Source organism: Ralstonia sp. NFACC01 (assembly GCF_900115545.1).
In the GTDB taxonomy this organism is placed as follows: Bacteria; Pseudomonadota; Gammaproteobacteria; order Burkholderiales; family Burkholderiaceae; genus Ralstonia; species Ralstonia mojiangensis.
On record NZ_FOWV01000004.1, the window covers coordinates 254,770 to 279,657 of the forward strand.

25 protein-coding genes are annotated in these 24,888 nt (G+C 64.7%); 9 read left to right on the plus strand and 16 right to left on the minus strand.

Annotated elements, in window-relative coordinates; translation table 11 throughout:
* Positions 1–19 precede the first annotated feature (19 nt).
* A complete protein-coding gene (gene mdtD / locus BM136_RS12185) occupies positions 20–1,450 on the minus strand; it encodes a multidrug transporter subunit MdtD (protein WP_092972079.1) in 1,431 nt (476 codons plus the stop codon).
* Between the two features lie 179 nt (positions 1,451–1,629).
* Between mdtD (BM136_RS12185) and fumC the strand changes: the two genes are divergently transcribed.
* Together fumC and BM136_RS12195 are read left to right on the plus strand one after the other, a co-directional pair.
* Positions 1,630–3,015 (plus strand): class II fumarate hydratase, encoded by a 1,386-nt coding sequence (fumC, locus tag BM136_RS12190; RefSeq protein WP_092972080.1) that lies wholly within the window; start codon positions 1,630–1,632, stop codon positions 3,013–3,015.
* A gap of 95 nt (positions 3,016–3,110) precedes the next feature.
* On the plus strand, positions 3,111–4,157 hold the full coding sequence (locus BM136_RS12195) for a sensor domain-containing diguanylate cyclase (protein WP_092972081.1): 1,047 nt from the start codon (positions 3,111–3,113) through the stop codon (positions 4,155–4,157).
* A gap of 1 nt (position 4,158) precedes the next feature.
* On the opposite strand, the gene speD is transcribed toward BM136_RS12195, so the two are convergent.
* The 5 genes from speD to BM136_RS12220 all read right to left on the minus strand — a co-directional run bounded on the left by speD (position 4,159) and on the right by BM136_RS12220 (position 7,797).
* Positions 4,159–4,584: an adenosylmethionine decarboxylase gene (gene speD, locus BM136_RS12200; protein ID WP_092972082.1), complete on the minus strand. Its 426-nt coding sequence runs from the start codon at positions 4,582–4,584 to the stop codon at positions 4,159–4,161.
* Positions 4,581–4,766 (minus strand): hypothetical protein, encoded by a 186-nt coding sequence (locus tag BM136_RS12205; RefSeq protein ID WP_039375299.1) that lies wholly within the window; start codon positions 4,764–4,766, stop codon positions 4,581–4,583. Before BM136_RS12205 ends, speD begins: the two co-directional genes overlap by 4 nt.
* The gene (locus tag BM136_RS12210; RefSeq protein WP_092972083.1) at positions 4,763–6,211 is read right to left on the minus strand and encodes a DUF4178 domain-containing protein; all 1,449 of its coding nucleotides are present in this window, start codon (positions 6,209–6,211) and stop codon (positions 4,763–4,765) included. The genes BM136_RS12205 and BM136_RS12210 overlap by 4 nt, the downstream gene beginning before the upstream one ends.
* Before the next feature lie 88 nt (positions 6,212–6,299).
* Entirely contained in the window at positions 6,300–7,349 is a 1,050-nt protein-coding gene (locus tag BM136_RS12215; RefSeq protein WP_092972084.1) for an SPFH domain-containing protein, read from the minus strand.
* A gap of 49 nt (positions 7,350–7,398) precedes the next feature.
* Positions 7,399–7,797 carry a DUF350 domain-containing protein gene (locus BM136_RS12220; RefSeq protein ID WP_092972085.1) on the minus strand — a complete coding sequence of 133 codons (399 nt, stop codon included), beginning with the start codon at positions 7,795–7,797 and terminating at the stop codon, positions 7,399–7,401.
* 175 nt (positions 7,798–7,972) lie between these two features.
* On the opposite strand from BM136_RS12220, the gene BM136_RS12225 reads away from it, so the two are divergent.
* Positions 7,973–9,550: a polyamine aminopropyltransferase gene (locus BM136_RS12225; RefSeq protein WP_092972086.1), complete on the plus strand. Its 1,578-nt coding sequence runs from the start codon at positions 7,973–7,975 to the stop codon at positions 9,548–9,550.
* Positions 9,550–11,172, plus strand: a complete 1,623-nt coding sequence (locus BM136_RS12230; RefSeq protein ID WP_092972087.1) for an NAD(P)-binding protein — start codon at positions 9,550–9,552, stop codon at positions 11,170–11,172. Before BM136_RS12225 ends, BM136_RS12230 begins: the two co-directional genes overlap by 1 nt.
* 23 nt (positions 11,173–11,195) lie before the next feature.
* Here the strand turns inward: BM136_RS12230 and BM136_RS12235 are convergent, their stop codons facing one another.
* Both BM136_RS12235 and BM136_RS12240 read right to left on the minus strand, forming a co-directional pair.
* Positions 11,196–11,468, minus strand: coding sequence for a hypothetical protein (locus BM136_RS12235; RefSeq protein WP_024978502.1), 273 nt, complete (start codon positions 11,466–11,468; stop codon positions 11,196–11,198).
* Between the two features lie 420 nt (positions 11,469–11,888).
* Positions 11,889–12,605 (minus strand): dienelactone hydrolase family protein, encoded by a 717-nt coding sequence (locus BM136_RS12240; protein ID WP_092972088.1) that lies wholly within the window; start codon positions 12,603–12,605, stop codon positions 11,889–11,891.
* Positions 12,606–12,789: 184 nt separating this feature from the next.
* On the opposite strand from BM136_RS12240, the gene BM136_RS12245 reads away from it, so the two are divergent.
* Both BM136_RS12245 and BM136_RS12250 read left to right on the plus strand, forming a co-directional pair.
* Complete coding sequence (locus BM136_RS12245; RefSeq protein ID WP_024978500.1) at positions 12,790–13,152, plus strand: DUF1304 domain-containing protein; 363 nt, start codon at positions 12,790–12,792, stop codon at positions 13,150–13,152.
* 226 nt (positions 13,153–13,378) lie between these two features.
* Positions 13,379–13,858, plus strand: coding sequence for a YbhB/YbcL family Raf kinase inhibitor-like protein (locus BM136_RS12250; RefSeq protein WP_092972089.1), 480 nt, complete (start codon positions 13,379–13,381; stop codon positions 13,856–13,858).
* A 33-nt stretch (positions 13,859–13,891) separates the two neighbouring features.
* On the opposite strand, the gene BM136_RS12255 is transcribed toward BM136_RS12250, so the two are convergent.
* From BM136_RS12255 to BM136_RS12265, 3 genes are all read right to left on the minus strand, one after another.
* On the minus strand, positions 13,892–14,413 hold the full coding sequence (locus tag BM136_RS12255; protein WP_092972090.1) for a hypothetical protein: 522 nt from the start codon (positions 14,411–14,413) through the stop codon (positions 13,892–13,894).
* A 103-nt stretch (positions 14,414–14,516) separates the two neighbouring features.
* Positions 14,517–15,407, minus strand: a complete 891-nt coding sequence (locus tag BM136_RS12260; protein WP_092972091.1) for an NmrA family NAD(P)-binding protein — start codon at positions 15,405–15,407, stop codon at positions 14,517–14,519.
* A 95-nt stretch (positions 15,408–15,502) separates the two neighbouring features.
* Positions 15,503–16,402 carry a helix-turn-helix domain-containing protein gene (locus tag BM136_RS12265; protein WP_092972092.1) on the minus strand — a complete coding sequence of 300 codons (900 nt, stop codon included), beginning with the start codon at positions 16,400–16,402 and terminating at the stop codon, positions 15,503–15,505.
* A gap of 227 nt (positions 16,403–16,629) precedes the next feature.
* Between BM136_RS12265 and BM136_RS12270 the strand changes: the two genes are divergently transcribed.
* Entirely contained in the window at positions 16,630–16,893 is a 264-nt protein-coding gene (locus BM136_RS12270; RefSeq protein ID WP_092972093.1) for a cupin domain-containing protein, read from the plus strand.
* Between the two features lie 9 nt (positions 16,894–16,902).
* On the opposite strand, the gene BM136_RS12275 is transcribed toward BM136_RS12270, so the two are convergent.
* The 3 genes from BM136_RS12275 to BM136_RS12285 form a co-directional block, all read right to left on the minus strand.
* The gene (locus BM136_RS12275; RefSeq protein ID WP_092972094.1) at positions 16,903–18,066 is read right to left on the minus strand and encodes an alkane 1-monooxygenase; all 1,164 of its coding nucleotides are present in this window, start codon (positions 18,064–18,066) and stop codon (positions 16,903–16,905) included.
* Positions 18,067–18,365: 299 nt separating this feature from the next.
* A complete protein-coding gene (locus BM136_RS12280) occupies positions 18,366–19,178 on the minus strand; it encodes an alpha/beta fold hydrolase (protein WP_092972095.1) in 813 nt (270 codons plus the stop codon).
* A 7-nt stretch (positions 19,179–19,185) separates the two neighbouring features.
* Positions 19,186–20,286 carry a branched-chain amino acid aminotransferase gene (locus tag BM136_RS12285; protein ID WP_045201829.1) on the minus strand — a complete coding sequence of 367 codons (1,101 nt, stop codon included), beginning with the start codon at positions 20,284–20,286 and terminating at the stop codon, positions 19,186–19,188.
* Between the two features lie 370 nt (positions 20,287–20,656).
* Here BM136_RS12285 and BM136_RS12290 point away from each other — a divergent pair, with 370 nt between their 5' ends.
* Positions 20,657–21,088, plus strand: a complete 432-nt coding sequence (locus tag BM136_RS12290; protein WP_092972096.1) for a hypothetical protein — start codon at positions 20,657–20,659, stop codon at positions 21,086–21,088.
* Between the two features lie 27 nt (positions 21,089–21,115).
* Here BM136_RS12290 and mdtD (BM136_RS12295) read toward each other — a convergent pair whose 3' ends face one another.
* Positions 21,116–22,534 carry a multidrug transporter subunit MdtD gene (gene mdtD / locus BM136_RS12295; RefSeq protein ID WP_092972097.1) on the minus strand — a complete coding sequence of 473 codons (1,419 nt, stop codon included), beginning with the start codon at positions 22,532–22,534 and terminating at the stop codon, positions 21,116–21,118.
* 125 nt (positions 22,535–22,659) lie between these two features.
* Between mdtD (BM136_RS12295) and BM136_RS12300 the strand changes: the two genes are divergently transcribed.
* Positions 22,660–23,517, plus strand: coding sequence for a LysR family transcriptional regulator (locus BM136_RS12300; protein ID WP_092972098.1), 858 nt, complete (start codon positions 22,660–22,662; stop codon positions 23,515–23,517).
* A gap of 13 nt (positions 23,518–23,530) precedes the next feature.
* Here the strand turns inward: BM136_RS12300 and BM136_RS12305 are convergent, their stop codons facing one another.
* Positions 23,531–24,715: a GGDEF domain-containing protein gene (locus BM136_RS12305; RefSeq protein ID WP_092972099.1), complete on the minus strand. Its 1,185-nt coding sequence runs from the start codon at positions 24,713–24,715 to the stop codon at positions 23,531–23,533.
* Between the last annotated feature and the right edge of the window lie 173 nt (positions 24,716–24,888).

Sequence of the window (24,888 nt, forward strand, 5' to 3'; positions counted from 1 at the left end):
CGATCGCCGAAGGGTGCAGTCAATGCACCTCCAACTCGGGCTGCTTGACGACCTGCGTCGACTCGAAGCGCGAGAGCTGGGCGAAGATCCACGCGGCCGCGCAGGTCATGACGCCCACGCAGACGAACGTCTTGTGGAACGCAGCCAGCGTGTCGCGCCCTTCCGGCCCGGCGGTGAAGTCCGTAAAGCCCGTCAGCAGCGCGCCAGCCGCGGCCACGCCCAGGCTCATCGACAGCATCATCACCATCGACAGCATGCTGTTGCCCGCGCTGGCCAGCGGGCCGGTCAGGTCCTTCAGCGTGAGCGTGTTCATGGCCGTGAACTGCATCGAGTTGAAGGTGCCAAAGACCGCCAATTGCACGATGCGCAGCCACACCGGCACGTTGGGCGTCATCACAGCAAAGCTGGCCATCATCAGGCCGACCATGACCGTGTTGACAGAGAGCATGCGGCGATATCCGTAGCGCTTGATGGCCCACGTGCCCAACGGCTTGGCGGCCATGCCGGCAGCGGCCACCGGCACCATCATCAGCCCGGCCTGCAGCGGCGTGTAGCCCAGGCTCACCTGCAGCAGCAGAGGAATAAGGAACGGCATCCCTCCGCTGCCGATGCGCGCAAACAGATTGCCCAGCACACCAATCGAAAAGCTCGGAATGCCGAACAGCGTGCGCGGAAACAGCGGCCCGGTCACGCGCCCCGCATGCAGCCAGTAAGCCGTGAGCGCGGCCAGACCGAAGATCAGCAGCACCAGCACCGTGGCGTGCTGGAAGCCCAGTTCCGACAGCCCATCGAGCGAGAACGACACCGCCGCCATGCCAAAGGCCAGCATCAGGTAGCCGGACCAGTCGAAGCGGTTGTCGTCTTCAGCGTGCACATCGGGCATCACCTTGAGCGTGACCAGCGCGCCGATCACCCCCACGGGAATATTGATCAGGAAGATCCAGTGCCACGACACGGCCTCCACCAGCCAGCCTCCCAGCGTCGGGCCGATCAGCGGGCCGATCAGCCCCGGGATAGTGACGAAACTCATGGCGGGCAAAAACTGCTCCCGCGGCACCACCCGCAGCACCGTCAGCCGCCCCACGGGCATCAGCAGCGCGCCGCCCACGCCTTGCACCACGCGGGAGGCAATCAGCATGGTCAGGCTGCGGGACTCCGCGCAGAGCAAGGAACCGATCGTGAACAGGAAGATGGCGGCGAAGAACATCTTTCGCGTGCCGAAGCGATCGGCCAGCCAGCCCGAGGCCGGCATCAGCATGGCGGTCGTCAGCGTGTAGGCGATGATGACCGACTGCATCTTCAGCGGGCTTTCCGACAGGCTGCGCGCCATGGCCGGCAAGGCGGTGTTGACGATGGTGGAATCGAGCGTCTGCATGAACAGACCCATGGCCACCAGCCAGAGGAGCGGTTTCAGCGATTTGTCGAGCGAGGCGGAGGGCGTGGTGGGCATGGGGCGCGGGGGCGGAAGCGGCGGGGTATGCGAGGCAGCCGTCATTGTGGCGTGCCTCGCCCGAGCCCGCAAACGCTGTACTCGGCCAAGCTGGCGTATCCGCCCTACCGCCAACAGGGGCACTGGGCTCTGCCTATACTGGAGCGTTCATTCCAGTCACCTCGTGCCATTCCTCTGCCATGACGACCCGTACCGAACGCGACACCTTTGGCCCCATTGAAGTCCCTGCCGACCACCTGTGGGGCGCACAAACGCAACGCTCGCTGCAGAACTTCGACATTGCCGGCGACCGCATGCCGCGCGAGTTGATCGACGCGCTCGCCCGCATCAAACGTGCCAGCGCCGTCGTCAACCATCGGCTCGGGCTGCTCTCCGCGGAGAAGGCCAACGCCATCGTGGGGGCAGCCGATGAAGTCATCGCAGGCAAGCATCCGAGTGAATTTCCGTTGGTGGTCTGGCAAACGGGCTCGGGCACGCAGACCAACATGAACATGAACGAGGTGCTTGCCAACCGCGCCAGCGAACTGCTGGGCGGCGAGCGTGGCGAAGCGCGCCTCGTGCATCCGAACGATGACGTCAACCGCAGCCAGTCGTCCAATGACGTGTTCCCCACGGCGATGCACGTGGCGGCCGTGACGGCCATCACCCAGCACCTGCTGCCCTCGCTGCGCACGCTGCGCGAGACGCTCGCCAAGAAAGCGTCGGACTTCAACGACATCATCAAGATCGGCCGCACGCATCTGCAGGACGCGACGCCACTCACGCTTGGCCAGGAGTTCTCGGGCTACGTCGCGCAGTTGCAGCACAACGAGACGCACCTGAACGCCGCCCTGCCCCACCTGTGCGAACTGGCGCTGGGCGGCACGGCCGTCGGCACGGGATTGAACGCCCCCAGCGGCTACGCAGAACAGGTGGCGGCAGAACTGGCGCAACTGACCGGCCTGCCCTTCATCACCTCGCCGAACAAGTTCGAGACCATGGCATCGGCCGACGGCCTCGTCCATGCGCACGGCGCACTGAAAACGCTGGCCGCCAGCCTCACCAAGATTGCCAACGACATCCGGTGGCTGGCCAGCGGCCCGCGTAGCGGCCTGGGCGAAATCTCCATCCCCGAGAACGAGCCGGGCTCGTCCATCATGCCGGGCAAGGTCAACCCCACGCAAAGCGAAGCCGTGACGATGCTATGCGCGCAGGTGTTCGGCAACGACGTTGCAGTGAACATCGGCGGCGCATCGGGCAACTTCGAACTGAATGTGTTCCGCCCGATGATCGCCTACAACTTCCTGCATAGCGTGCGCCTGCTGGCGGACGGCATGCGCAGCTTCAACGACCATTGCGCAGCGGGCATCGAACCGAACCGCGACCGTATCGACGAGTTGGTACAGCGCTCGCTGATGCTGGTGACGGCGCTCAACCCGCATATTGGCTACGACAAATCGGCGCAGATTGCCAAGAAAGCGCACAAGGAAGGTACGAGCCTGCGCGAAGCCGCCCTGGCGCTGGGCTATGTCACGCCCGAGCAGTTCGATGCGTGGGTGCGGCCGGAGAACATGGTCGGCCACTAACGTGATGTGTCGCGGGCCCGCGGCTTGCTACGCGTGAGCTATCCCTCTCCCATTGCCCGTTTCAAGCGCGCCGGCCCGACCGGCGCCCCCTGCGCATGAAACCCGCCCCCATTCCGGATAACGAAGCAGAACGTCTGGCCTCCCTCCAGGACATGCTGTTGCTGTCTACGCCGGATGAGGAACTGTTCGACCGCGTCACGCGCACGACCAAGCGGGTGTTTGAAGCGCCCATCGTGCTCGTGTCGCTCATCGACGCCCAGCGCCAGTGGTTCAAATCGTGCATCGGTCTGAGCGTGCGCGAGACCCCGCGCGACATCTCGTTCTGCGGGCATGCCGTGGCCGAAGACCAGATGCTGGTCATTCCCGACGCCATGGCCGACCCGCGCTTTGCCGATAACCCGCTCGTTATCGGCGCGCCGCACATCCGTTTCTATGCCGGGCGGCCCGTCAGGAACCTAGCGGGCTACGCCGTCGGCACGCTCTGCGTGATCGACCAGAAGCCGCGAGAGTTCGACCAGGCCGAGCAAGAGCTGCTCGACGACTTGGCCAGTTGGGTGGAATCGGGTTTTCGCGAACGTGAACTGAGCGAAACGCAGCGCTCCATCCTGACCGAGCTGCAGGTCGCACGCCATGAGAGCCTGACCGACCCGATGCTGAGCATCTGGAACCGGCGCGCTGCGATGGAACTGCTCACACGCGAATGTGGCCACGCGATGCGGCACAGGCAGCCGCTGTCATTGCTGGTGGTGGACGTTGACCACTTCAAGCGCGTGAACGATACCTACGGTCACCCCGCGGGCGATACGGTATTGATTGAAATCGCGCGCACGCTGCGGGTGAATTCACGCCCCGTCGATGCGGTGGGCCGCTACGGCGGCGAAGAATTCCTGGTGTTGCTGCCCGACACGACCACCCAGCAGGCCGCCAGCATCGCGGAACGACTCCGTAGCGCGGTGGAAGCCTTGGTGATTGCCACGCCCGAGGCCGACATTCGCTGCACCATCAGCCTGGGCCTGGCGAGCTGCGAGCCGGGGCGCAACCTGTGTACGCCCACAGACCTCATCATGCGCGCCGATGCCGCGCTGCTCGCTGCCAAACGGCTGGGGCGCAATCGCGTGATATTCGACGGCCAGCCGGTGTAGATCAGTTCGGCGCAGGCTCGCCGCCGCGGCGGGCGACGCGCACGTCAACACGTTCCGGCGCCAACGCACGCTCGAACACCGCGCGCGCGGCATGCGTCGTGCCAGTGCCGCACATGAACGCATCGATGGCAGCAAAGCCGTGCTCGGGCCAGGTGTGAATGGAAAGATGCGATTCGGCAAGCAACAACACACCGGTCACGCCGCCCTGCTCGCCAGCAGGCAAGCCCGTGCGCACGGAATCGAAACGATGCAGATGTGCATGCAGGATGGTGGCGCCCAGTGCGTCGGCAGCATCGCGCAGCGCGGTTTCCAGTGCAGCGGCATCGCGCAGCAGCGCAGGCGCCACGCCGTACAGATCGAGCAGAAGATGCTCGCCCACGGCGGCGGACGCCTCATCCACCGAAAGCGCTGCGTCAGTGCGCGTCACTTGTGGCCCCCGCTGAAGCCGCCGCCATAACCGCTGCCGCCCGATGAGCCGCCCCAGTAAGACGATCCGCCCGTGCTGCTGCCGTAAGACGGCGTGCGCGGCGCGGCAAAGCCGGCCTTCCAGTCCATATAGGTCGCGCCAATCACCACGGCCACGGCATAGAGAACGAACCAGTTCTTCATTCCCCGCCCCCAATCTTGGCGACCAGCCACGCGGGCACCAGCAACAGCAGTGCCGCAAAGAACGTGATACCGAACACGGAGCCGGGCGCCATGAAGAACGGCACGAGGTTCAGCAGACCGAGCAGCACGCAGGCCACCACCGCCACCGTCATGTAGTTCGACGATGATGCCTTGGCCGGCTCGGCGACCACCTTGCCGAACCACGCCTTGATCTGCGCGGCGCTGACCGGCGTGCTTTTGGACCACGTCAGCTCATGCGCGTCGCTCTCCGCCGCCAGGCTTTCCTCGCCGGCGGCATATTCGACAACGCGCGTCTGGTCGCCCGATTGGACACGCCAGTTGAAGGCTCCGGCGGCGTAGGTCACTCGCGAGGTGTAATCCTCGTCGCGGGCGTAGACCTTGCCGTCGAGCACTGCGGTGCGCCCGTCCCGCTGGGTGGGCCAGCGGTCGAGTACGTTGGCGCGGAACCAGCCGTCATCGGTTTCGACCATCCAGCTGAAGCCGCGCTTAGGGGTGTACAGCAAGTATTCGAACCATTCGCCTCCGCCGTCGACGACCGTGCGGCGCATCACGCCGATCACCTGCCACTGCAGGCCATCGATGAGCGCCTTGTCGCCCAGCTCCAACGTGGTGGCCACCTGCGGCACCGACCGCGCGCGCGCAATGATGTCGCCGCGCGGCGTGGCGGCATCAATGGCTGCGCCGCAGCCGGGGCACAGCACATGGCCCGTCAGGCCGGGGCTGAACGGAATTGACGTGCCGCACTGCGGGCAATCGAGATTCGCGAGCTTGCGCGGGACGCGGCCAGCGGTTTCCTTGATCTCCGCGTCGGTGCGCAGAAGCTGGCACTTGAGCACGTCGAGCGTGGTGGCTTCGCCCACGTAGAGCGTGGGGGCCGTGCCGTCGGAGTAATCCAGCGTGATGAAAGCGTCTTCGCGGCGGCCATCGGCCACGCGCGCATGCCAGCCTTCGCCCACGCGGAACGGCAATTCGCCCTGGCCGCCTGTGCAATCGGCCTCGCGCACGTCGGACAGCGTGAATTGCGTGCCCTCGGCATCGTAAAGCTGACCCGGGCGCAGCCCTTCGAACGCAACCGCATTGGCCGGCGTACCGCGCGCGAACGTCATCGTGACCTGCCCGGACGCCTCTGCGAGCCAGCCATCGGTGCCGTCGTCAAACAGCACGTACCACTCGTTCCAGAAACCCGCGTCGTAGCGCAACTGGATGCGCCCGACAACGGTGAACGCCTTGTTCTTGTAGCGCCCGGTGGTGCCGATCTGCACGCGCGCGTAGTCCTCCAGCACGGCAGACATCTTGCCGATGTCGGACAGCGTCTCACCGTCGCGCAGCAACGTGCTTTTGCAGAAGCTGCACACCGCCATGACGGCAGCGGCAGACTTCAGTTCCACCGGCGCGCCACACGCCGGGCAGTTGGCATGAAACATGGTCAGGTCGTTCGATTGCGCGAAAAATTGCGCAGAAAAACGGGCGGCTTGCGGTGCCGCCCGGTCATCCGATCAGCGGGGCCGAAGCTCAGCCTCCGGTCAGTGCCTTGAGCACGGCAGCCTTGCCGGCGTCAAAGTCAGCTTGCGTGATGAGGCCCTTGTCGAGCAGTTCCTTGAGCTTGGCCAGGCGAGCGGTGGGGTCGTCCGCTGCCGGAGCGGCAGGTGCCGCAGCCGCAGGTTGAACCGCCGGAGCAGCTGCCCCGCCAGCGTTGCCTTGCACTGCCGTGCGCAGGCTGTCGGCCATCGCCTGGCCCATCGCCAGCCCTGCCGCCAAACCCGCGCCCGTACCGGCGATGCCGCCCTCGTTGCGCGCGGCCAGCGGCAGCGATTCGGCCGTCTGGTATTGCGTGAAGCGCTGCATGTCGCCGGTCATGTCCATGCTGATGCGGCGGTCCAGTGCGGCCTGCAGCTCGTCCGGCAGCGTGACACTGGAAACCTGGAAGCTGTCGAGCGCCAGGCCGTACTGCGTGAACTGCGGCAGCAGCGCCTCGCGCACCTTGTTCGACATCAGCATCTGGTTGGCGGCCAGGTCCAGGAACGGCACGCCGGATTCGCCAAACGCCGTGGCCATCGCACCCATGATGACGGGGGCGAGTTGCGCCTCGACTTCATCCACGGTGTAGATGTCGCGCGTGCCGCTCACCTGCTGGTAGAACAGCTTCGGATCGGCCACGTGGTAGGCGTACACGCCAAACGCGCGCAGGCGGATCATGCCGAAATCCTTGTCGCGCACCGTCACCGGCTGCGGCGTGCCCCAGCGGCGGCCAAGCTGCTGGCGCGTGCTGAAGTAATAGACATCGGACTTGAAGGGGGATTCGAACAGCTTGTCCCAGTTCTTCAGGTACGTGAGAACGGGCAGCGTCTGCGTGGTCAGCTTGAAGGTGCCGGCGCTGAACACGTCAGCGATCTGCCCTTCGTTGACGAACATCGCCATCTGCGAGTCGCGCACGACCAGGGTGCCGCCGTTCTGGATTTCCATGTCCTGCATCGGATAGCGCCAGGCAAGCACGCCGTCTTCGCTCTCCGTCCATTGCAGGATGTCGATGAACTGCTTCTTGATAAAACTGGACAGACTCACAGCAAACTCCTTCGCGATGATTCGCGGGGCAGGAACAATCAGAACAAGGTCAGGACAGGCACGCCGCGTTGATCACGCCCACGGCCAGCGCACTCACGCCAAACAGCATACCGGCGGCGATATTGTTGTGCTCGATCTGCAAGCGGTAGTCCGGCATCAGCCGCGTAAGCACCAGAAAGACGACCAGCTGCACCACCGACGCCATCACCGCCCAGAACAGGAACGGCACCAGGCCATCGGCATGCGTGATGCTCGACGCGATGGTCAGCACGAAACCAAGCAGCGCACCGGACAGCGACAGCGCTGCCGCAATATTGCCTTCACGGATCAGCTTGAACTCGTCATACGGCGTCAGGCGCAGGTAGACGAAAAAGAAGCCGGAGAACACCACGGCGCCGGCCAGCAGGTGCGAAGCGTAGGCGATCACGGAAGCGGTCATGTCGGGCATGGGAAGGCCGTGCAGTACATAGGTGGCGCCACTATAGCGGCTGATGCGCCGCTTGCGTACCCCCCGATGCGGCCATGCAGCCGCCGGCTCGCCGGGAGGGAAAAAAGGCGGCACAATCGCGCTCGCCTTGGCATCCGCCGTTTGTTAACACCCCTTCATTTTCCACCTTCGCAGCATGTCGACGCCGCAGCCTGACGCCACATACGAACCCACGCAGCCTGCGGGCCGCGGCAATGCCCTGCTGGTCCTCGCCGTCTTCGTGGTCGCCTCGTGCGGGCTCGCGTACGAATTGATTGCCGGGGCATTGGCTTCGTATCTGCTGGGCGATTCCATCCTGCAGTTCTCTTCCATCATCGGCGCCTATCTGTTTGCCATGGGCATCGGTTCATGGCTCTCGCGCTACGTGGCGGACGAGGCGCTACTCGCCCGCTTTGTCGATCTGGAATTGCTGGTGGGACTGTTTGGCGGCGTGTCTGCGGCGGCACTGTTTGCGTTATTTGCGCTGGAATCGGCGCCGTTCCGGCTGGTGCTGTATGCGCTGGTGACGGTGATCGGCGTGCTGGTCGGCATGGAGATCCCGCTGGTGATGCGCATGCTGCATCGCCGCCAAGCCAAATTTTCCGATCTCGTCAGCCGCGTGCTGACGTTCGATTACCTGGGCGCGCTGGCGGTGTCCCTGCTCTTTCCGCTGGTGCTGGCGCCGCGCCTGGGGCTGGTGCGCACCGGCTTCCTGTTCGGCCTGTTCAATACGGCGATTGCGGTCTGGACGCTCTGGCACTTCCGCGCCGAGCTGGCGCTCACGGCCCGCATGCGCACGGCGATGGCGTGGCGCGCCGGCGCAGTGGCAGCGGCATTGCTCGCCGGCTTTGGCGCATCGGACAAGCTCACGCATTGGTCGGAGCGCGCGCTTTTTGGCGACGAGATCATCCATGCGATTTCCTCGCCGTATCAGCGGCTGGTGGTGACGCGCTGGAAAGACGACTTGCGCCTGTACATCAACGGCAACCTGCAGTTTTCCTCGCGCGACGAATACCGCTATCACGAGGCGCTGGTGCTGCCCGCGCTGGAATCGGTGCGCGGTGCACGGCGCGTGCTGGTGCTGGGCGGTGGCGACGGCCTCGCGCTGCGGCAGATCTTGAAGTATCCGCAGATCGAGCATGTCACGCTGGTTGATCTGGACCCGCGCATGACGAACCTGTTCTCGCACGCCGAAGCGCTGGTCGCGCTCAATCAGCATGCGTTCAGCGACCCGCGCGTGACGGTGGTCAACGCCGATGCAGCGCAATGGATGCAGACCGCTACCGACATGTTCGACGTCGCCATCGTGGATTTTCCAGACCCGTCCAACTTCAGCATTGGCAAGCTGTATTCGGTGCCGTTCTACCGGCTGCTGTCGCGCCACGTGGCAGACACGGGGCTCGTGGTCATCCAGGCGACGTCGCCCTACTTCGCGCCGCGCTCGTACTGGTGTGTGGATGCGACATTGAAGGAAGCCGGCTATCGCACATGGCCGTACCACGCGCTGGTGCCGTCCTTCGGTGAATGGGGCTTCATCCTGGCCGCGCCGGGCCGCGCAGACTTCCAGCTGCCCACCTCATACCGCGTGCCGACGCGCTTCCTGGATGCCGACACCACGCATCAGATGTTCAGCTTCGCGCCCGACATGCCGCGCCCGCAGGTGGAACCGAACCGGCTGAACAACCAATCGCTGGTGCGGTATTTCGAAGAAGACTGGCACGGCGTGCTGCGCTGATGGCAACGCGACGCAGCTTTCTTGTGGGTGCAGCTGCGGCCGGTGTGGCTGCGGCGGGTGCCGGTTCGTGGGCAGGCTTTCGCGCGCTCACGGAGATCACGCCCAACGTGCGCATGCCGGGCCAGGCTGCGGGCCACAAGTTGCGCGACCTCCGCGCCCTGCCGGCACCATCGGAAACGCGGCGCGTGGGCGTTGCCATTTGCGGCAGCGGCATCGGCGGATTGAGCTGTGCGTGGCGACTCGCAAAAAGCGGCCGGCGCGACGCGGTGGTCGTAGAAGGCCCGGAGCGCTATGGCAATGCCGCTGGCGGCGCCTTCGGTGCGCAGCGCTTCCCAACCGGTGCGCATTACCTGCCGCTGCCGTCGATGGAATCGACGCACGTGCGCGAGATGCTGGCCGACTTTGGCGTGATCGAGCGCGACCCTTTTGCCCTGCGCCCGACGTACGACGAACGCGTGCTCGTTCACGCGCCCGATGAACGCCTGTGGCTCGGCAATCGCTGGCAAGACGGCTTTGTGCCGCATGAAGGCATTACCGAAGCCGAACGCGCCGAGCACACACGGTTCTTCGCCCACATCGACCGGCTGCGCCAAACCACCGGCGCCGACGGCCGCCGCGTCTTTGCCGTGCCGACGGCGCTCTCATCCGCAGACCCGGCGTGGCGCGCGCTCGACGCATTCACCTTTCGCGACTGGCTGCACCGCGAGGGCTACCGCGCCGCCACGCTGCACTGGTATGCCGACTACTGCTGCCGCGACGATTACGGCGTCACCGCCGATCACGTTTCCGCCTGGGCCGGCATTGCCTATTTCGCCAGCCGCGGCGGCATGGCGAGCAACGCCGAACAAGGCACCGTGCTCACGTGGCCGGAAGGGCTGGACTGGATGGCCGAGCGAATGTTCAAAGCTGCCGGATTGAACGAGCCGGGCCGCTTGCTACCGGGCAGCGCCGCGCGCATCGGCATGACGAACGAGGCCGGCGCACGCGTCTTCGCCGATGTACTGCAGGCAGACGGCAGCGTCGTGCGCCTGCTGGCCGATCACGTGGTCAGCGCGATGCCGCTGCACGTTGCCAAGCACGTCGTCGAGGGCTTTGATGTGCCCGCCGCCGAGTTGCCTGAAACCGCGCCGTGGCTGCTCGCCAATCTGCTCATCGACGGCTTTCCGCCCGAACACGACGACACGCCGCTGGCCTGGGACAACGTGGTCTATCGCGGCACGGGGCTGGGCTATGTGGTGGCCAATCACCAGGACATTCGCGTCGGGCCGCCCGCGCAGAGCGTGTTCACGGCCTACGTGGCGCTGTCTGACATGACACCGAAGGCCGCGCGCGCATGGCTGCTGAAGGCATCGCCGCAAGCGCTGTTCGATCGCGCGCTGGCCGATCTCGATACGGTGTACGGCATCCGCCTGCGCACCCAGATCCGCCGGGCCGACCTGACGCTACGCGGCCACGCGATGGCGATTCCCACACCGGGCTTCCTCTCTCGACCGGGCATTGCGCGCCTTCGTGAGAGCGCCGGGCCGATCCACTACGCGCATGCGGACCTGTCCGGCTACTCCGTGTTCGAAGAAGCGGCGTGGTGGGGAGATCGGGCGGCGCGGCGCATCCTCGGTGGCTGATTGTTAGCGCCGCCGCAGGGCATCTAGCGCAACCGCTCAATCTCGGCCATCAGTTCCCACGTGGCCGGATCGATATCGCTGCGCTCAAGCGCCAGCGATAGATACGCTCCGATCATGTCGACAAACCCACGCGCAAATGCGGGTGGATATGCGCTGCCCGTGTACTGCATCAGTTGCTGCCGCAAGAGGCGCGGCCGGTGCTGCCCAAACTCGCGTACGTAGGCCTGCGTTCGGCAGAGGAATGTTCGCGCTTCCAGCGCACCGTCAAGGTAGACGCGGCGTTTGGTGAGGGTCATTGGCGGCTCCCGCATCGCAACGAAACGGGGCACAGCCAAGGCGGGGAAGGAAAAGACGCGGGGCGACGCCCGCTGAACACAACAGTCATGGAGCCTCCTACGGATAGCAAAAGGCCCGACTAATCGCTGCTAAACGAGGGTGGCGGGCCCGACGACAGGGTTAGCAGACCGGCCCGTAGGACGCCGGCGACCCGAAGGTCCCCTGCCCGGCCCGCCATGATGCAGACGTGCACGAGCACGGACGTAAAAAAGCCGCGCGAGGCGGCCGTCCGGCCATACGGTAAAAATAGGCTGCTAAACCCAGCTGCCGTTGGTGCGGCAGCGCCGTGAATTATAGCGGCGGCAACGGCGCAGGCCACGTGCCAGTTTGCAGCATTTCGTGATCGCGCCTTACCGCCAAACCCGCACTTCGGGCTGCGCTTACGCCTGACGCGGCCAGAGCGTGCGGCCAAAGAACGTCAGCGCGCGGTCCCACGCATGTTCGGCCCACACCGGGTCGTATTGCGTGATGGCGATGCGGTTCTCGCCCACGGCCGTTTCATTGGCGAAGGCGTGATGCGCGAGATAGCGGTGGAAATCGACATCGACGCCAGCATCGACAAGCTTCTTTTCCAGCGCATCGACGCCCTCGATCTTGAAGGCGTTGTCCTGCGTGCCCCAGTGGCCCTGCACCGGCACCTTGATCTTCGAGGCGTCGATGTATTCCAGCGGAGGGTAGCCGTACCACACCACGCCGGCATCCGCTTCCGGCACATTGCTCAGCGTCAGGAGCGTCAGCGCGCCGCCCATGCAGTAGCCGGTCACGCCCACGCGGGCGCAGGTCTGCTTGAGGTATTGGACGGCGCCGCGCACGTCCTGCGTAGCCGCGTCGCCAAAATTCAGGTTGGTCATCAGGTGGTGGGCTTCCTCCTCTTCTACCGTCATCTTGCCGCGGTAGAGATCGGGCACCAGGGCCACATAGCCCGCGCGCGCGAGGCGGTCCGCCACGCCGCGAATCTGGTCGTTCAAGCCCCACCACTCCTGGATGACGACGATGCCCGGGGCGCCTTCCGCCTTGGCGGGCTGGGCCAGATAGCCCTGGACATCCTGCCCGTCCGGGCGCTTGAACGAGATCATGGATCCTTGGGTTGCGGTCATGCGATGGCTCCTCTGCCTGGAACGAAAGCGCACAGGATAGTCCTGGCGGATGAAATTTGCAGCCAGCGCATTTGCGGTAATGGGCCTTCGTGCGCCCTTGCCCAGCCGATACCCCTCCATCAGGGTGCCGATACGCGGCGCAAAGTCTCTATCATGGCGGCACGTTCACATCTGACTGCCTCCCATGATCAAAACCCTCGGCCTCATCGCCTACCTGCTCGTATTGCTGATCCACGTCTATATCGTTGTGCTCGAAATGGTGCTCTGGAAGACGCGCGGGCCCAAGGTCTTCGGCATGACGCCCGAGAAAGCCGCCGAGACTGCAGCCATGGCGTCCAACCAGGGCCTGTACAACGGTTTTCTGGTGGCTGCGCTGGTGATTGGGCTGGTGGCACCAGACCCGACCGTCAACGCGTCGTTCGCGCTGTTCGGGCTGATCTGCGTGGCGGTGGCCGGCATCTGGGGCGCCATCACCGTCAACAAGCGGATTCTTTTCGTGCAGACGGTGCCGGCTGTGGCGGCGTTGGTGCTGGGGTGGTTCGCCTGAGGGCGATAGGCGATGGGTGCTGAAGCGACGGCGGTAGTGCTTGTCTGCCGCTCCGCTGCGCACTAGCTTGAAAGGAGTCGGGAGCGCGTTAGACGATGCGCTCTCGCCAACCGGCTCTTCGCACATGCCGCCTGCATACTGCCGAATGCTCCGAATGCTGGGCCTGGCATCACTGCTGGCAACCACGCTGTGTGGCCCGCCCGTCTCCGCTCAAGTGAGGAACGCCATGACGCTCACCTTGACCTCTCCGGCCTTTGCCGCTGGCGGCGAAATCCCCAGCCGTCTGACATGTGAAGGCGCGGATACATCGCCGCCGCTCGCATGGGCCGGCGCTCCGGCCGGCACACGCAGCCTGGCACTGGTCGTCGATGACCCCGACGCCCCCGACCCCGCAGCACCAAAGATGACGTGGGTCCACTGGGTGCTCTACAACATCCCGCCCGCCACGACTTCGCTGTCGGAAGACGCGTCGCGCACGGGACTGCCTCCCGGCGCACGCCCCGGCAACAACGACTGGAAACGCACCGCATACGGCGGCCCCTGCCCGCCCGTCGGGCGCCATCGCTACTACCACAAGCTCTACGCGCTGAACGTGGAACTGCCGGAGCTTGGCGCACCCACCAAGGCCGAGCTGGAGCGGGCCATGCGTGGCCATGTGCTGGCTGAAGCCGAACTTGTCGGCACCTATCAGAAGCACGACCACTGAGCCGATTCGTCAGAAGGTGAGGCCGATTGGCTCTCAAGGCTTGGCAACCGCGCCGTTGTGGAACAACGCATACGGCACACCCTGCTCCGGGTGTGCCGTTGTCTCGTTGATAAAGCGTTCGACATCGGGCACGTCATGCAGGGCGGTCATGAACGGCGCCAGCGCATAACCCGGCGCCACGCAGCCCTGCACCAGCATCCACCGCTCCCATATCGTCACCCACAGCGTGGTGTTCTGCTTCCATCCCGGCACATGGATGGACATCCATTGCAGGCGCCGCTTCGCAGTCTCGGCAATCTCATCGTCGTAGGCGAAGGAGTTGAACTGGCGGCAGCGGCCTTCCAGCCAACAATGGTTGCCGTGCTCGATTCGGTGGTGCGAATCACGCTTCCATTCCGCCTCGGTGATGCGCGGGCCGGCCGGCTCAGGGCAATTGGCTACGCCTGACGAGATCTGAAAGAACGGATCGTGACCGCGGTTCTGCAGGTCGTCTTCAGCGTGGGTGGCCGGCGCAGCCAGCAGCAGCGCCAGGACAAGACAGCGTGCGGAAATCATCACGGTGGCCTCCTCGCCCACACGGGGGCGTCGGCTTGAGCAATGCTGCGAAGGATAGGCGCAAAGCGGCGGACCATCCAGACGCCCCGGACGACTCCCCAAACTATCTCGACTGCACGTGCGCCGCGAGCATCGAGGCAAACACATCGTGCAGCTCAGTCTTGCCGAAACGCTGCTCGGATACGCCCTTCTCCACGTCGATCTGCCCAGCGTTGACCGCGTCGTACAGTTCGGTGATGAGCTGCACGTGGTTCGCGCTCAGACCGGCGCGTTGCAGCATCGGCGCCCAAGCGGTGCGCGGCACGGCCTCGGCAACAATCTCCCGGCCGATAACGGCGCTGAATGTGCGCGCGACGTCGGTCAGGCTCACGCGACGCGGGCCCTCCACGCTGACGATGCGCGGCGTTTTGGCCGATGGCGCCTCCAGCAACAATTCGGCGGCCAGCGCACCAACGTCTTGCGTGGCGACAGTCGCAAACGCGCGGTCCAGCGGCTGGTGCAGGCTCGGCAGCCGTCCTGTTGCCAGCATGACGGGCAGCATCGCCGCCCAGTTCTGCGCGTGCTCCGCTGAACGCAGCAGCGTCAGATGGGTCGCCAGCGGCTTGAGTCGCTGTTCCAGCAGATGAAACAACCGCGTCAGGCCAGTGCCCCGGTCCAGTTCTGCGCCGTAGTCGGACAAGGCCAGGACAGCCGATGGCGGGTTGGCACGCAGCGCATCGGCGGCCACGTCGATCATGCGCTCCATGGTCAACGCTGGGTCCGCATCGCCCACCGGCACCGGACACAGGATCTGCACGGCCGTGGCACCCTTGATGGCCGATGCGACCGAGGCCGGATCTGTCAGGTCGGCAATCGCAATGTCGCAGCCGAGCTTGACCAGCGCCTCGCCTTGCCGGGCATGGCGCACCACCGCGCGCACTGGCCGACCCGCGTTGCGTAGTGCCGTGGCGGTGGCGCGACCAACTTTGCCCGACGCCCCAAAGATGACAAACATGTTCGCGCTCCTCTCAAGTGGGAGGCACGAGCTTAGAGCGGCCCCGCAAACCCGACTTGCAGGAACGGAGGAATCTGGCAGATTCGGAGGATTGGCTACACGGCCAGCGTGTCCGGAGAAGCGGCCGCAGCCTTGCCCGCGCGCGCGATGTCACGCGGGCCCACACCGAGCAACCGTTGCATCCACTGCGTCATGTGGCTCTGGTGTGCGAAGCCGACCTCGAGCGCGACCTGCGATGCGCTGCGCCTGCCTTCGAGCAGCAGCACTTTCGCGCGTTCCACGCGGCGCTGCACGACATAGCGATGCACCGGAACACCCAGCGTTGCGCGAAACAGCACGTTGAAATGCGGCACGCTCAAGCCGGCCTGCGCCGCCAGTTCGGCCAGCGTCAGGCGCTGATGCAGATGGGCTTCGATGTAGTCGATCACGCGTGCAGCCACGCGGGGCGCCAGCGTGCGAGCGCTGTTGGCCGCCCCGGCAGCCACGTCCCGACTGCTGTTGAGCAGACGAACGACCAGCGCCGTGCACAGGCTTTCCGCATACAACGCATCAGAGGTGTCTTCTGCCTCCAGTTCTGCCCCCAGCGCAGCGGCAAGATGATGCACGCGCGCATCGCGCCATTGCAGACGCGGCGTCATGTCTGCCGGTGCACCCACCTGTTCGCCGATGCTGCGTACAAACGTATCGGTGATAGCGATGCGCAGAATCCGGCAGTCGGCATCGTCCGTCCACATGCCGGGCAGGCCGGCGGGAATCACGTTCGCATCGCCGTGGGCCTGGATGCCCGAATAACGGCGGCCGTCGCATACGCAGTTCGTCCGCACGGGTGTGCCGACATGCACGGTGACGCGGTGATGCGCCATGGCGGGCACCCGGTACGTGCCGGGGCGGATGCCGAGCAGTGTGGCGGCAAAGCCGTCCCAGCCAAGCCCCTCGCTAGAGCGCAGGCAGACTGGAGCGGGTTCAAGCAAGGCGGCGGGCGTGATGGCGTTCATGGCGGGTTCGGGAATTCGGTGGTGCCTCGACATTCTGCGCCCACCCATCCCCTATCGCTTTCATAACAAAGATCAATTAGATTTACGATATCGATAGCCAGATACTTGCCAGCGTTGTATTTGGCTTCCCCACAGCTAAATTTCCGACGGCCTCCGGGCCGTCTTTTTATTTCGGTGCCCTGCGCTTATGGTGAAACGGGCACGCATCACAACACGGAGACACGCCAATGGACCGCGACGCATTCGTCGGCGCATTGAGAGCGGAAGGCTTTACGGACTTTGTTCTGGTGACGCGAGAGCCAGGCGAGCTGGACACGCATACGCACCCGTTCGAGGCGAAAGCGCTCATCCTGGCCGGCGAAATTCACATCCGCGCAGAGGGCGCGGAGCGCGTCTACCGGCCCGGCGACACGTTTCATCTGGCGGCCAATGCACCGCACACCGAGCGCTACGGCGCGCAGGGTGTGCAGTATCTGGTGGCCCGGCGCTAGGCCGGCAAGTCAGGCGCGCGCTGGATACTGCGCGAGCACCTTGTCGCGAATCGACGGCTTGATGTTCGCCAGCGACATGTTGCCGTTGTAGTGCGCCACCACGCGCGGGTTCATCACGCGGAACCACAGCGGCGGCACATAGGCGATGAGGATCATCGCGGCATAACCGGCAGGCAGTTGCGGTGAATGCTCGAAATGCCGCAGCGCCTGGAATGACCGCGTCGGGTTGGCGTGGTGATCGGCATGTCGTTGCAGTTGATACAGGAACAGGTTTGTCACCACGTGGTTGCTGTTCCACGAATGTTGCGGCGTGCATCGCTCGTAGCGGCCGCTGGGCAATTGCTGGCGGCACAGGCCGTAGTGCTCCAGGTAGTTCACCACCTCCAGCAGCGATGCGCCGTAGATGGCCTGGATGATCAGGAACGGCACCGCCTTGGGCCCGACAAACGCGATGCACACGCCCCACAGCACCACCGTCATCGCCCAGGCGTTGAGCACGTCGTTACGCCATGACCAGATCGAGTGGCCGTGCTGCTCCAGCCGACGCTTCTCCAATGCCCACGCCGATTTGACGCTGCCCACCACCGTACGCGGCAGAAATTCCCAGAACGACTCGCCATAGCGCGCGCTTGCCGGATCGGCCGGCGTGGCCACGCGCACGTGGTGGCCGCGGTTGTGCTCCACATAGAAGTGCCCGTAGGCGACCGGTGCCAGCGTGATCTTCGCGAGCCACCGCTCGAAACGGTCTGTCTTGTGGCCAAGCTCATGCGCAGTGTTGATCGAGATGCCCGTCACCACGCCCACCGAAAACGCGAACGCAATGTAGTCGTACCAGACGAGGTCATACGTGCGCAGCACCCACATCGCCACCGCAAAGCTCACGTAGAGCACGGTGGTCGCCAGGTAGACGATACGGCGGTAGTAACGCTGTTTTTCCAGCGTCGGGACGACGTCTTCGGGAGGGTTGTCGCGGTCGTCGCCAATCAGAAAATCAAGGGCTGGAATGATCGTGAACACGATGAACGGCCCCGCCCACCAGAGCGGATGCCAGCCCGTCGCAAGCGCCGACACGGCTGCGATGATGGGTAGCGTGATAGTCAGCGCGCCGAGCATCCAGAGATAGCGCTTGCCGTCGGTCCATTCCACGGACGCGACCATGCCGGGTGTTGCCATTGTCTTCCTCCTGTTTTGCCCCGCTGGGTGGCTTGGCTTGTGTACGCACATGCGTGCGCCGCCGGGGTCGTGCCCGACGCTTGCGTTATAGGCGCAGCAGGAGAAGAGACCAACGCCAGAAACTAGGCGCGAAACTCCAAACAAAGCAGCCGCTGTGCAGCCCTCTGGAGGCGAGAAAAAAGCAGGTGATTGAAACGGACGATTTAAAAACGGTCGTTCGATTTTGGTGCGGCGCACCTGAACGAAGGCTCGCAACAACCGCTTATGCCTGCGCCCAAGGGCGCCGGGGGCAATGCGGATCAGGCCAATGTGGGGAGGAACATGTTGACCGCTTCGAGCACAGCGGCCTCCTGCTCCCGATGCGGCACGTGCCCGCAACGCTGCACGAGTTTGAGCGTGGCGGGCGCACCGGCCAGCGTGACGATGCGTTCGGGCTGCGCAGTCGAGCCGTATTCATCTTCGGTGCCGTGCAGCGCCAGCACGGGGCTGCGCACGGCAAGCAGTGCTTCGTCCAGACACCACTGCGCAAATGCCGGAGACAACCACGTGTTGACCCACGCATCCAGCACCCATTGCGCCTTGCTGCCGTGATAGCGCTCCAGCCGGCCTATCTGACGGGGCTCTGCAAACTGTGCCTGGGCGACGCGGATGCCCTCGCGCGTCTGCTCTTCCACAAACGCCTGCGCCGACTCGGTAATCAACCCCGCACAGCGGCCCGGATACGCCGCCGCAATCGACACGGCCATCCCACCCCCGACGCTGTGGCCGAAGACGATGAAGCGATCCACGCCAAGTTGCTCGATCAGCGCGGCAAAGCCACCGTACGCTTCCTGCTGAATGAAGCCCGGATCGAGCTGGCCCGCACAGGCGTCGGATCGGCCGAAGCCAAGCCGGTCGTAGGCGATGACCGCGTGTCCGGTCGACTGCGCCAGGTGCTGCGGAAAATCACGCCACAGCGCTACACAGCCGAGGGAATCATGCAGCAGCACGATGGGCGGTTTGGCGGCATCGTCAACCGGGCCGCCCCACTGCTTGGCATGGAGACGGCCATCGGGTGTGGTGATCCATGCCTCGGCGCCATCCGCCGAAACCGCAGAAAGCGACTCAGCCATCCCGGTCTCAGAACAGGCGGTCGAGCCAGCCGTGCGGGTCCGGTGCGCGGCCGTTCTGCAGATCGACCAACGCCGCCTTCAGCTTGGTCGTCAGCTCGCCCGCCTTGCCATCGCCGATGGTGAAGTTGTGCTTGTGGCCCTTGACCTTGCCGATGGGCGTGACAACCGCTGCGGTGCCGCAGGCAAAGGCTTCACGCAGGCGGCCGCTTTGGGCGTCGGCCTGCCATTGGTCGATGGAGTACGGCTCTTCACGCACGGTCAGGCCCATGCCGCGCGCCAGCGTGATCAGCGAATCGCGTGTGATGCCCGGCAGGATCGTGCCGGTGAGCGGCGGCGTCTGCAGCGAACCGTCATCGAAGACGAAGAAGACGTTCATGCCGCCCAGCTCTTCAATCCACTTGCGCTCCACCGCATCGAGGAAGACGACCTGGTCGCAGCCCTCGCGGGTGGCTTCAGCCTGGGCAACCAGGCTGGCGGCGTAGTTGCCGCCGCACTTGGCCTCGCCCGTGCCGCCGGGCGCGGCGCGCGTGTAGTTGTCCGACACCCAGATGGTGACGCCTGACGATGCGTCGCCCTTGAAGTACGCGCCCACCGGGCAGGCAATCACGCAGAACAGGTATTCGGCCGACGGCTTCACGCCCAGGACCACTTCGGTGGCGATCATGAAGGGGCGCAGGTACAGCGACGAGCCCTGGCCCGACGGAATCCAGTCGCGATCGAGCTTGACCAGCTCGCGCACGGCCTGCAAGAAGAGGTCTTCCGGCAGCGCGGGCATCGCCAGGCGCTTGGCAGAATTCTGGAACCGGCGCGCATTCGCCTCCGGGCGGAACAGCGCACCGCCGCCGTCCGGCAGGCGGTAGGCCTTCATGCCCTCGAAGATTTCTTGTGCGTAGTGCAGCACCAGCGTGGACGGATCGCACTGGATCGGGCCATGTGCACCGATTTTGGCGTCGTGCCAGCCCTTGCCCTCGGTATAGCGAATGGTGGCCATGTGATCCGTGAAGACGCGGCCGAAAGCTGGGTTTTCCAGCAGGCGCGCCCGCTCTTCCGCCGGAACAGGGTTCGGGCGCTTCTCGATCGAAATAGCCGATTCGACAACGTTGTTCATACCGTCTCCAAGAGTGCGAGGGGGCACAAAAATGCCCAAACCGCTATTTTGCGCCAACGGCGATGCAATTTGGTTGCGTATTCACGCGCATACGGTATTGCAGGCGGCGGAAAAGCAATGCCCCGGACAGGCGCCCAGGAGCATTAGCCGCCGTGACCCAGCGGCTGAAACGTTCTCGTCGTGCGACGTGGAATCCCGCAGCGGAACGGCGATATCGCCGCGCATTCGCGCGCCCAAAGACTTGATGGCCCGGCATCACCCCTGCGTGATATGAAGCCCTATGGTACGGTTGACGGAATGAACGTCATGACCCGCCATCCCTTGCTGGCGTGCGGCGGCACAGCGGTGCCGCCATGGAGCGTTGCGCACCATGAGTGATGTGAAACGCGATCCGCGTCGTCAGATCCACGCCGAGAAAGTCGCCGCCAGCCGGGCTTTGCGCCTGAGCGTGCCGGCAGAGGCACGGCCCGCGCCGGTGAGCCGAAAAGACTGGCTCCGGCAGCGGAAGGAGCAACTGCAGGCCGCCCGCGTTGCCGCCAAACAGCGACGTGATCAACTCAAGGCAGAAATCCTCTCGGCCGCGCAAGAAGTTGCCCGCGAAGAACGGGTAGCCGCACGACTGGAAGCGGAACGCGTCAAGGCAGAAACGAAGTCGGCCAGCGTGCATGCCAAGGAAGACGCACGTGCTGCGGCCAAGTTCGAACGCAGCAAGCCAGGCCGGTCAACGTCAAAGCGCAAGACGCTCGGGACGGGAAAGCGCAAATTGGTCTCCTACGCCGATCTTCTGCGCATGCGCGGATGAGCCCGGCCTACGCTGACCCTGCAACCGTTAGCGCGCCTGCACAGCCTCGGCTTCTACGTTCTTCGAACGAACCGGCATGGGCTTGCCGTCAAGCTTGCGGAAAATCCATGCAGAAAACACGGTCACGACGCCCATGGTGAAGAACGCCAGCCGATACGCCGGCGCGGCCACACCAAGCTTGACCGAAAAAAGGCTGACAAGCCCACCCCCGATCGATACGCCCAGGCCGATTGCGAGCATCTGCACCATCGAGAACAAGCTGTTGCCGCTGCCCGCATCCTGATGCGACAAGCCTTTGAGCGTGATGCTGTTCATGGCCGCGAACTGCATCGAATTGGCCCATCCGAACACCGACAGTTGCACGATCGATAGCACAAGCGGCCAGCCCGGCGACATGGCCGCAAACGAGGCAATCGAGACACCGACGACCCACGTGTTGACCTGGAGAAACACGTCGTATCCGAACCGGTTCACAAGCGGGACGACCCAGCGCTTGGCGAGCATGCCGGCAATGGCAATCGGCAATAGCAGCAACCCGGAATGGAACGGCGAATACCCAAGCTGCAACTGGAACAGCAGCGGCAGCAGGAATGGCACGGCGCCGGACCCGATGCGGCAGAACAGGTTGCCGATCAGCCCAATGCTGAAGTTCGGCTCGCGAAAGAGCGCAAGCTGGAACAGCGGCGCCATACGCCGCCTTGCGTGCGGAATATAAAGCAGCGCGCTGACGATGCTCACGGCGATCAGCACCACGCTCCACGGGCTATGCGCACCGTTTTCGAGCGCCAGCGAGAACGCCACCATGCACAACGACAGCAGCCCACAGCCAAGCCAATCGAATGGCGCCACGGCGCGCACGGCGTCCTGCGGCAGATAGCGCCGTACCGCAAACAGACCCACGAAACCCACCGGCACGTTGATCAGGAAAATCCAGTGCCACGAGACATCCTGCACAAGCCAACCGCCCAGGGCGGGTCCCAGGAGCGGACCAACCTGCCCCGCCACCGACACAAAGGCCAACGCTGCGATGTACTGCTCGCCCGGAATATTGCGCAGCACCGCCAGCCGGCCAATCGGCAACAGCATCGATCCGCCAATCCCCTGCAGCACGCGTGCGATCACCAGTTGCGGCAGCGTGTGTGCCGTTGCGCAGAACACCGAACCGAGAACAAAGATCAGGATCGCGGTGAAATAAACGCGCCGCGTGCCGAACTTGTCTGCCAGCCACCCTGATGCCGGCGTCAGCATCGCCATGGTGAGCGTGTAAGCCACGACCACCGATTTCAGGTCGAGGGGCTTTTCACCCAGGCTGCGCGCCATGGATGGCAGGGCGGTATTGACGATCGTTGTGTCCAGCGCCTGCATGAAGAAGCCGGCAAAGACGATCCACAGCATGGCCTTGTGGGAGGCGTTCTGCGGGGCGGCGGGAGTTGAAGCGGTTTGCATGTGAATCCTGGAACACCTGCCCGGAAAGCGCCGGACATCCACCCGCAATGCTACCGACGGACAGCCAATCGGGAACCCCTCTAGAGACGTTGACTGTTATCGGAAAACCCGATGACAATGCCGGCATGCTCAATCCAGTCTGGATTCAAACCTTCGCCGCGGTGGCCGCCGCCCATAGCTTTACGGAGGCCGGACGCCAACTTGACCTGTCGCAATCGTCGGTTAGCGATCACATCCGCCGGCTGGAGCAAAGCGTGAACCGGCGGCTGTTTGTGCGCGACACCCATTCGGTGTCGCTCACGCCCGACGGCGAGGCCCTGCTCGTTCACGCGAAGCTGATCCTCGAATCCCTGGCGCGTGCTGAACTGCAGTTCAGTGCGCCCCGGCTGCAGGGCCGCGTTCGGCTGGGCTCTTCGGAAGACTTGGCGCAAGGGCCGTTGCCCAATCTGCTGGCAGCGTTTAGGGCCACGCATCCGGATGTGGAGCTTGAGATCACGATGGGGATGACCAGCAAACTGTATGAAGGCATCGAAGACGGCTCGCTCGATCTGATTGTCGGCAAACGCCGCGAAGGCGGGCGACGGGGCGTGCCGCTATTCCGCGGCCAGCTCGAATGGCTGGCCCGGCCCGGTACCGTGGTGGATGTTGGTCAGCCGTTGCCGCTCATCCTCGTCAACGAGCCCAGCGTGACCCGCTCCATCGTGCTGGACACGCTGGCCGCAGCGGGGTGGCTGTGGCGCGTGGTCTGCACCAGCAGCAGTCATTCCGGGTGTATTGCGGCGGCGCGCGGCGGGCTGGGGATTACCGTGCGCGCGCAGAACCTCGCGGGCGGCGGGCTGGTACCGCCCGTCAATGGCGATGTCTTGCCGCCGTTGCCGGCAATCGAATTCATTACGTTGTCAGCACGGCGCTTGAGCAAGCCGGCGGAGACACTCTTGCAGCTCATCCGCAAAAGCGACCTGCGCGCCGGGCGGACGGACTGAACAACGTTTACCGTTACGAGAGCACGGCCTCGTCGACTTGCTGGGCAGTCTGCGCAACTTCAAGCCGATTGCCGCCCAGCGATTTGGCACGATAGAGCGCCTTGTCTGCCGCAGCCAGGCCATCCGCCAGCGATGGCAGATCGGCGTTGAACTCTGCCATGCCAATGCTGACTGTCGCCAGAATGCCGGCGCTGTCGCTGCGGCGTTGGACCGCTTCTGCAAAGCACTTGGCCACGGCCTCGCCCCGCGTTCTTGCGTGGCGCGCGTCATCACCCAACAGCAGCGCGGCAAATTCCTCGCCGCCAATGCGCGCAAGCATTGCGCCGGGGCCAAGCACACCCTGCGCGATTTCCGCAAACACCGTGAGAACGGTGTCGCCAGCCTGGTGTCCGTAGCGGTCGTTGATGGCCTTGAACCGGTCCAGATCGAACACGAGCGTAGCGACTGGGCCGTTGCTGCCGACGCCTTCGATCAGACGTGTGCCCTGCTCAAAGAACCAGCGGCGATTGCCAAGGCGGGTCAGGTAGTCGGTCTGCGATTCGCTCAGAAGCTGGCCGTGGGCCTCGTCCCGAATGAGCTTCAGCAACGTCATCGGCAACACCATCGCGTACAAGACGCCCTCGATCATCGTCAACTTGCTGGCCAGCGGCTGCATGGCGGGTCCGTATGCGGACACCAACCCGGGCAGCGCGAGCCCGCGGGCAAGGTAGAGCGCGGCATGCAAGGTCGTCACCATCACCACGAGTTGTCGCGGGCGCAGCGGCTTCATGGTGTCGCATCGCCACATTTCCCGGGCCGTCATCGCACTGACCAACGCAATCGGAATCGCGCTGACGTAGTTCCAGAGGATGCCTTGCCACTGCGCACCCCAGATCGCCCAGACCAGGGCCATGCCGATGAGCACGCCGGCTGCGGCGCCGCGATACTGCCGCCCGTTCAGCGCCGCCACGCCGGACAGCACGAGCAGATAGCCGCACAGCATGATGAGGTTGCAGAGTGCTGCGCCCGTCGCGCCCGGCACTTCGTGGCGGAACAGCACGGCCGTGCACCCGAGCGAGAGCGTCGCAAACCCGGCCGCCAGCAGGCGCAACGCCTTGCTGCGCCGGGGGTTGGTCCGATGCTCCCAGAACAGCATTCCAGCGCTGGCGAGCAGGATGCCGACGGCAAGGAGATAAAGGGTAAGAAGATCGACGTACATCCGGATATCAAGACAGTGCGCCGAGCATGGCGGCGCGCGCTCCGGATTTTACGTGGGAATGTCGTTGCGCATCGGGCGCGGCAGCCCCTCCCTACGGGGGTGAATGCATTATCACTCGCAGCGAAAAACGCTGGAAATGGCGTCAAAAACCCGTGTGCCTACCGTTGCGTGCG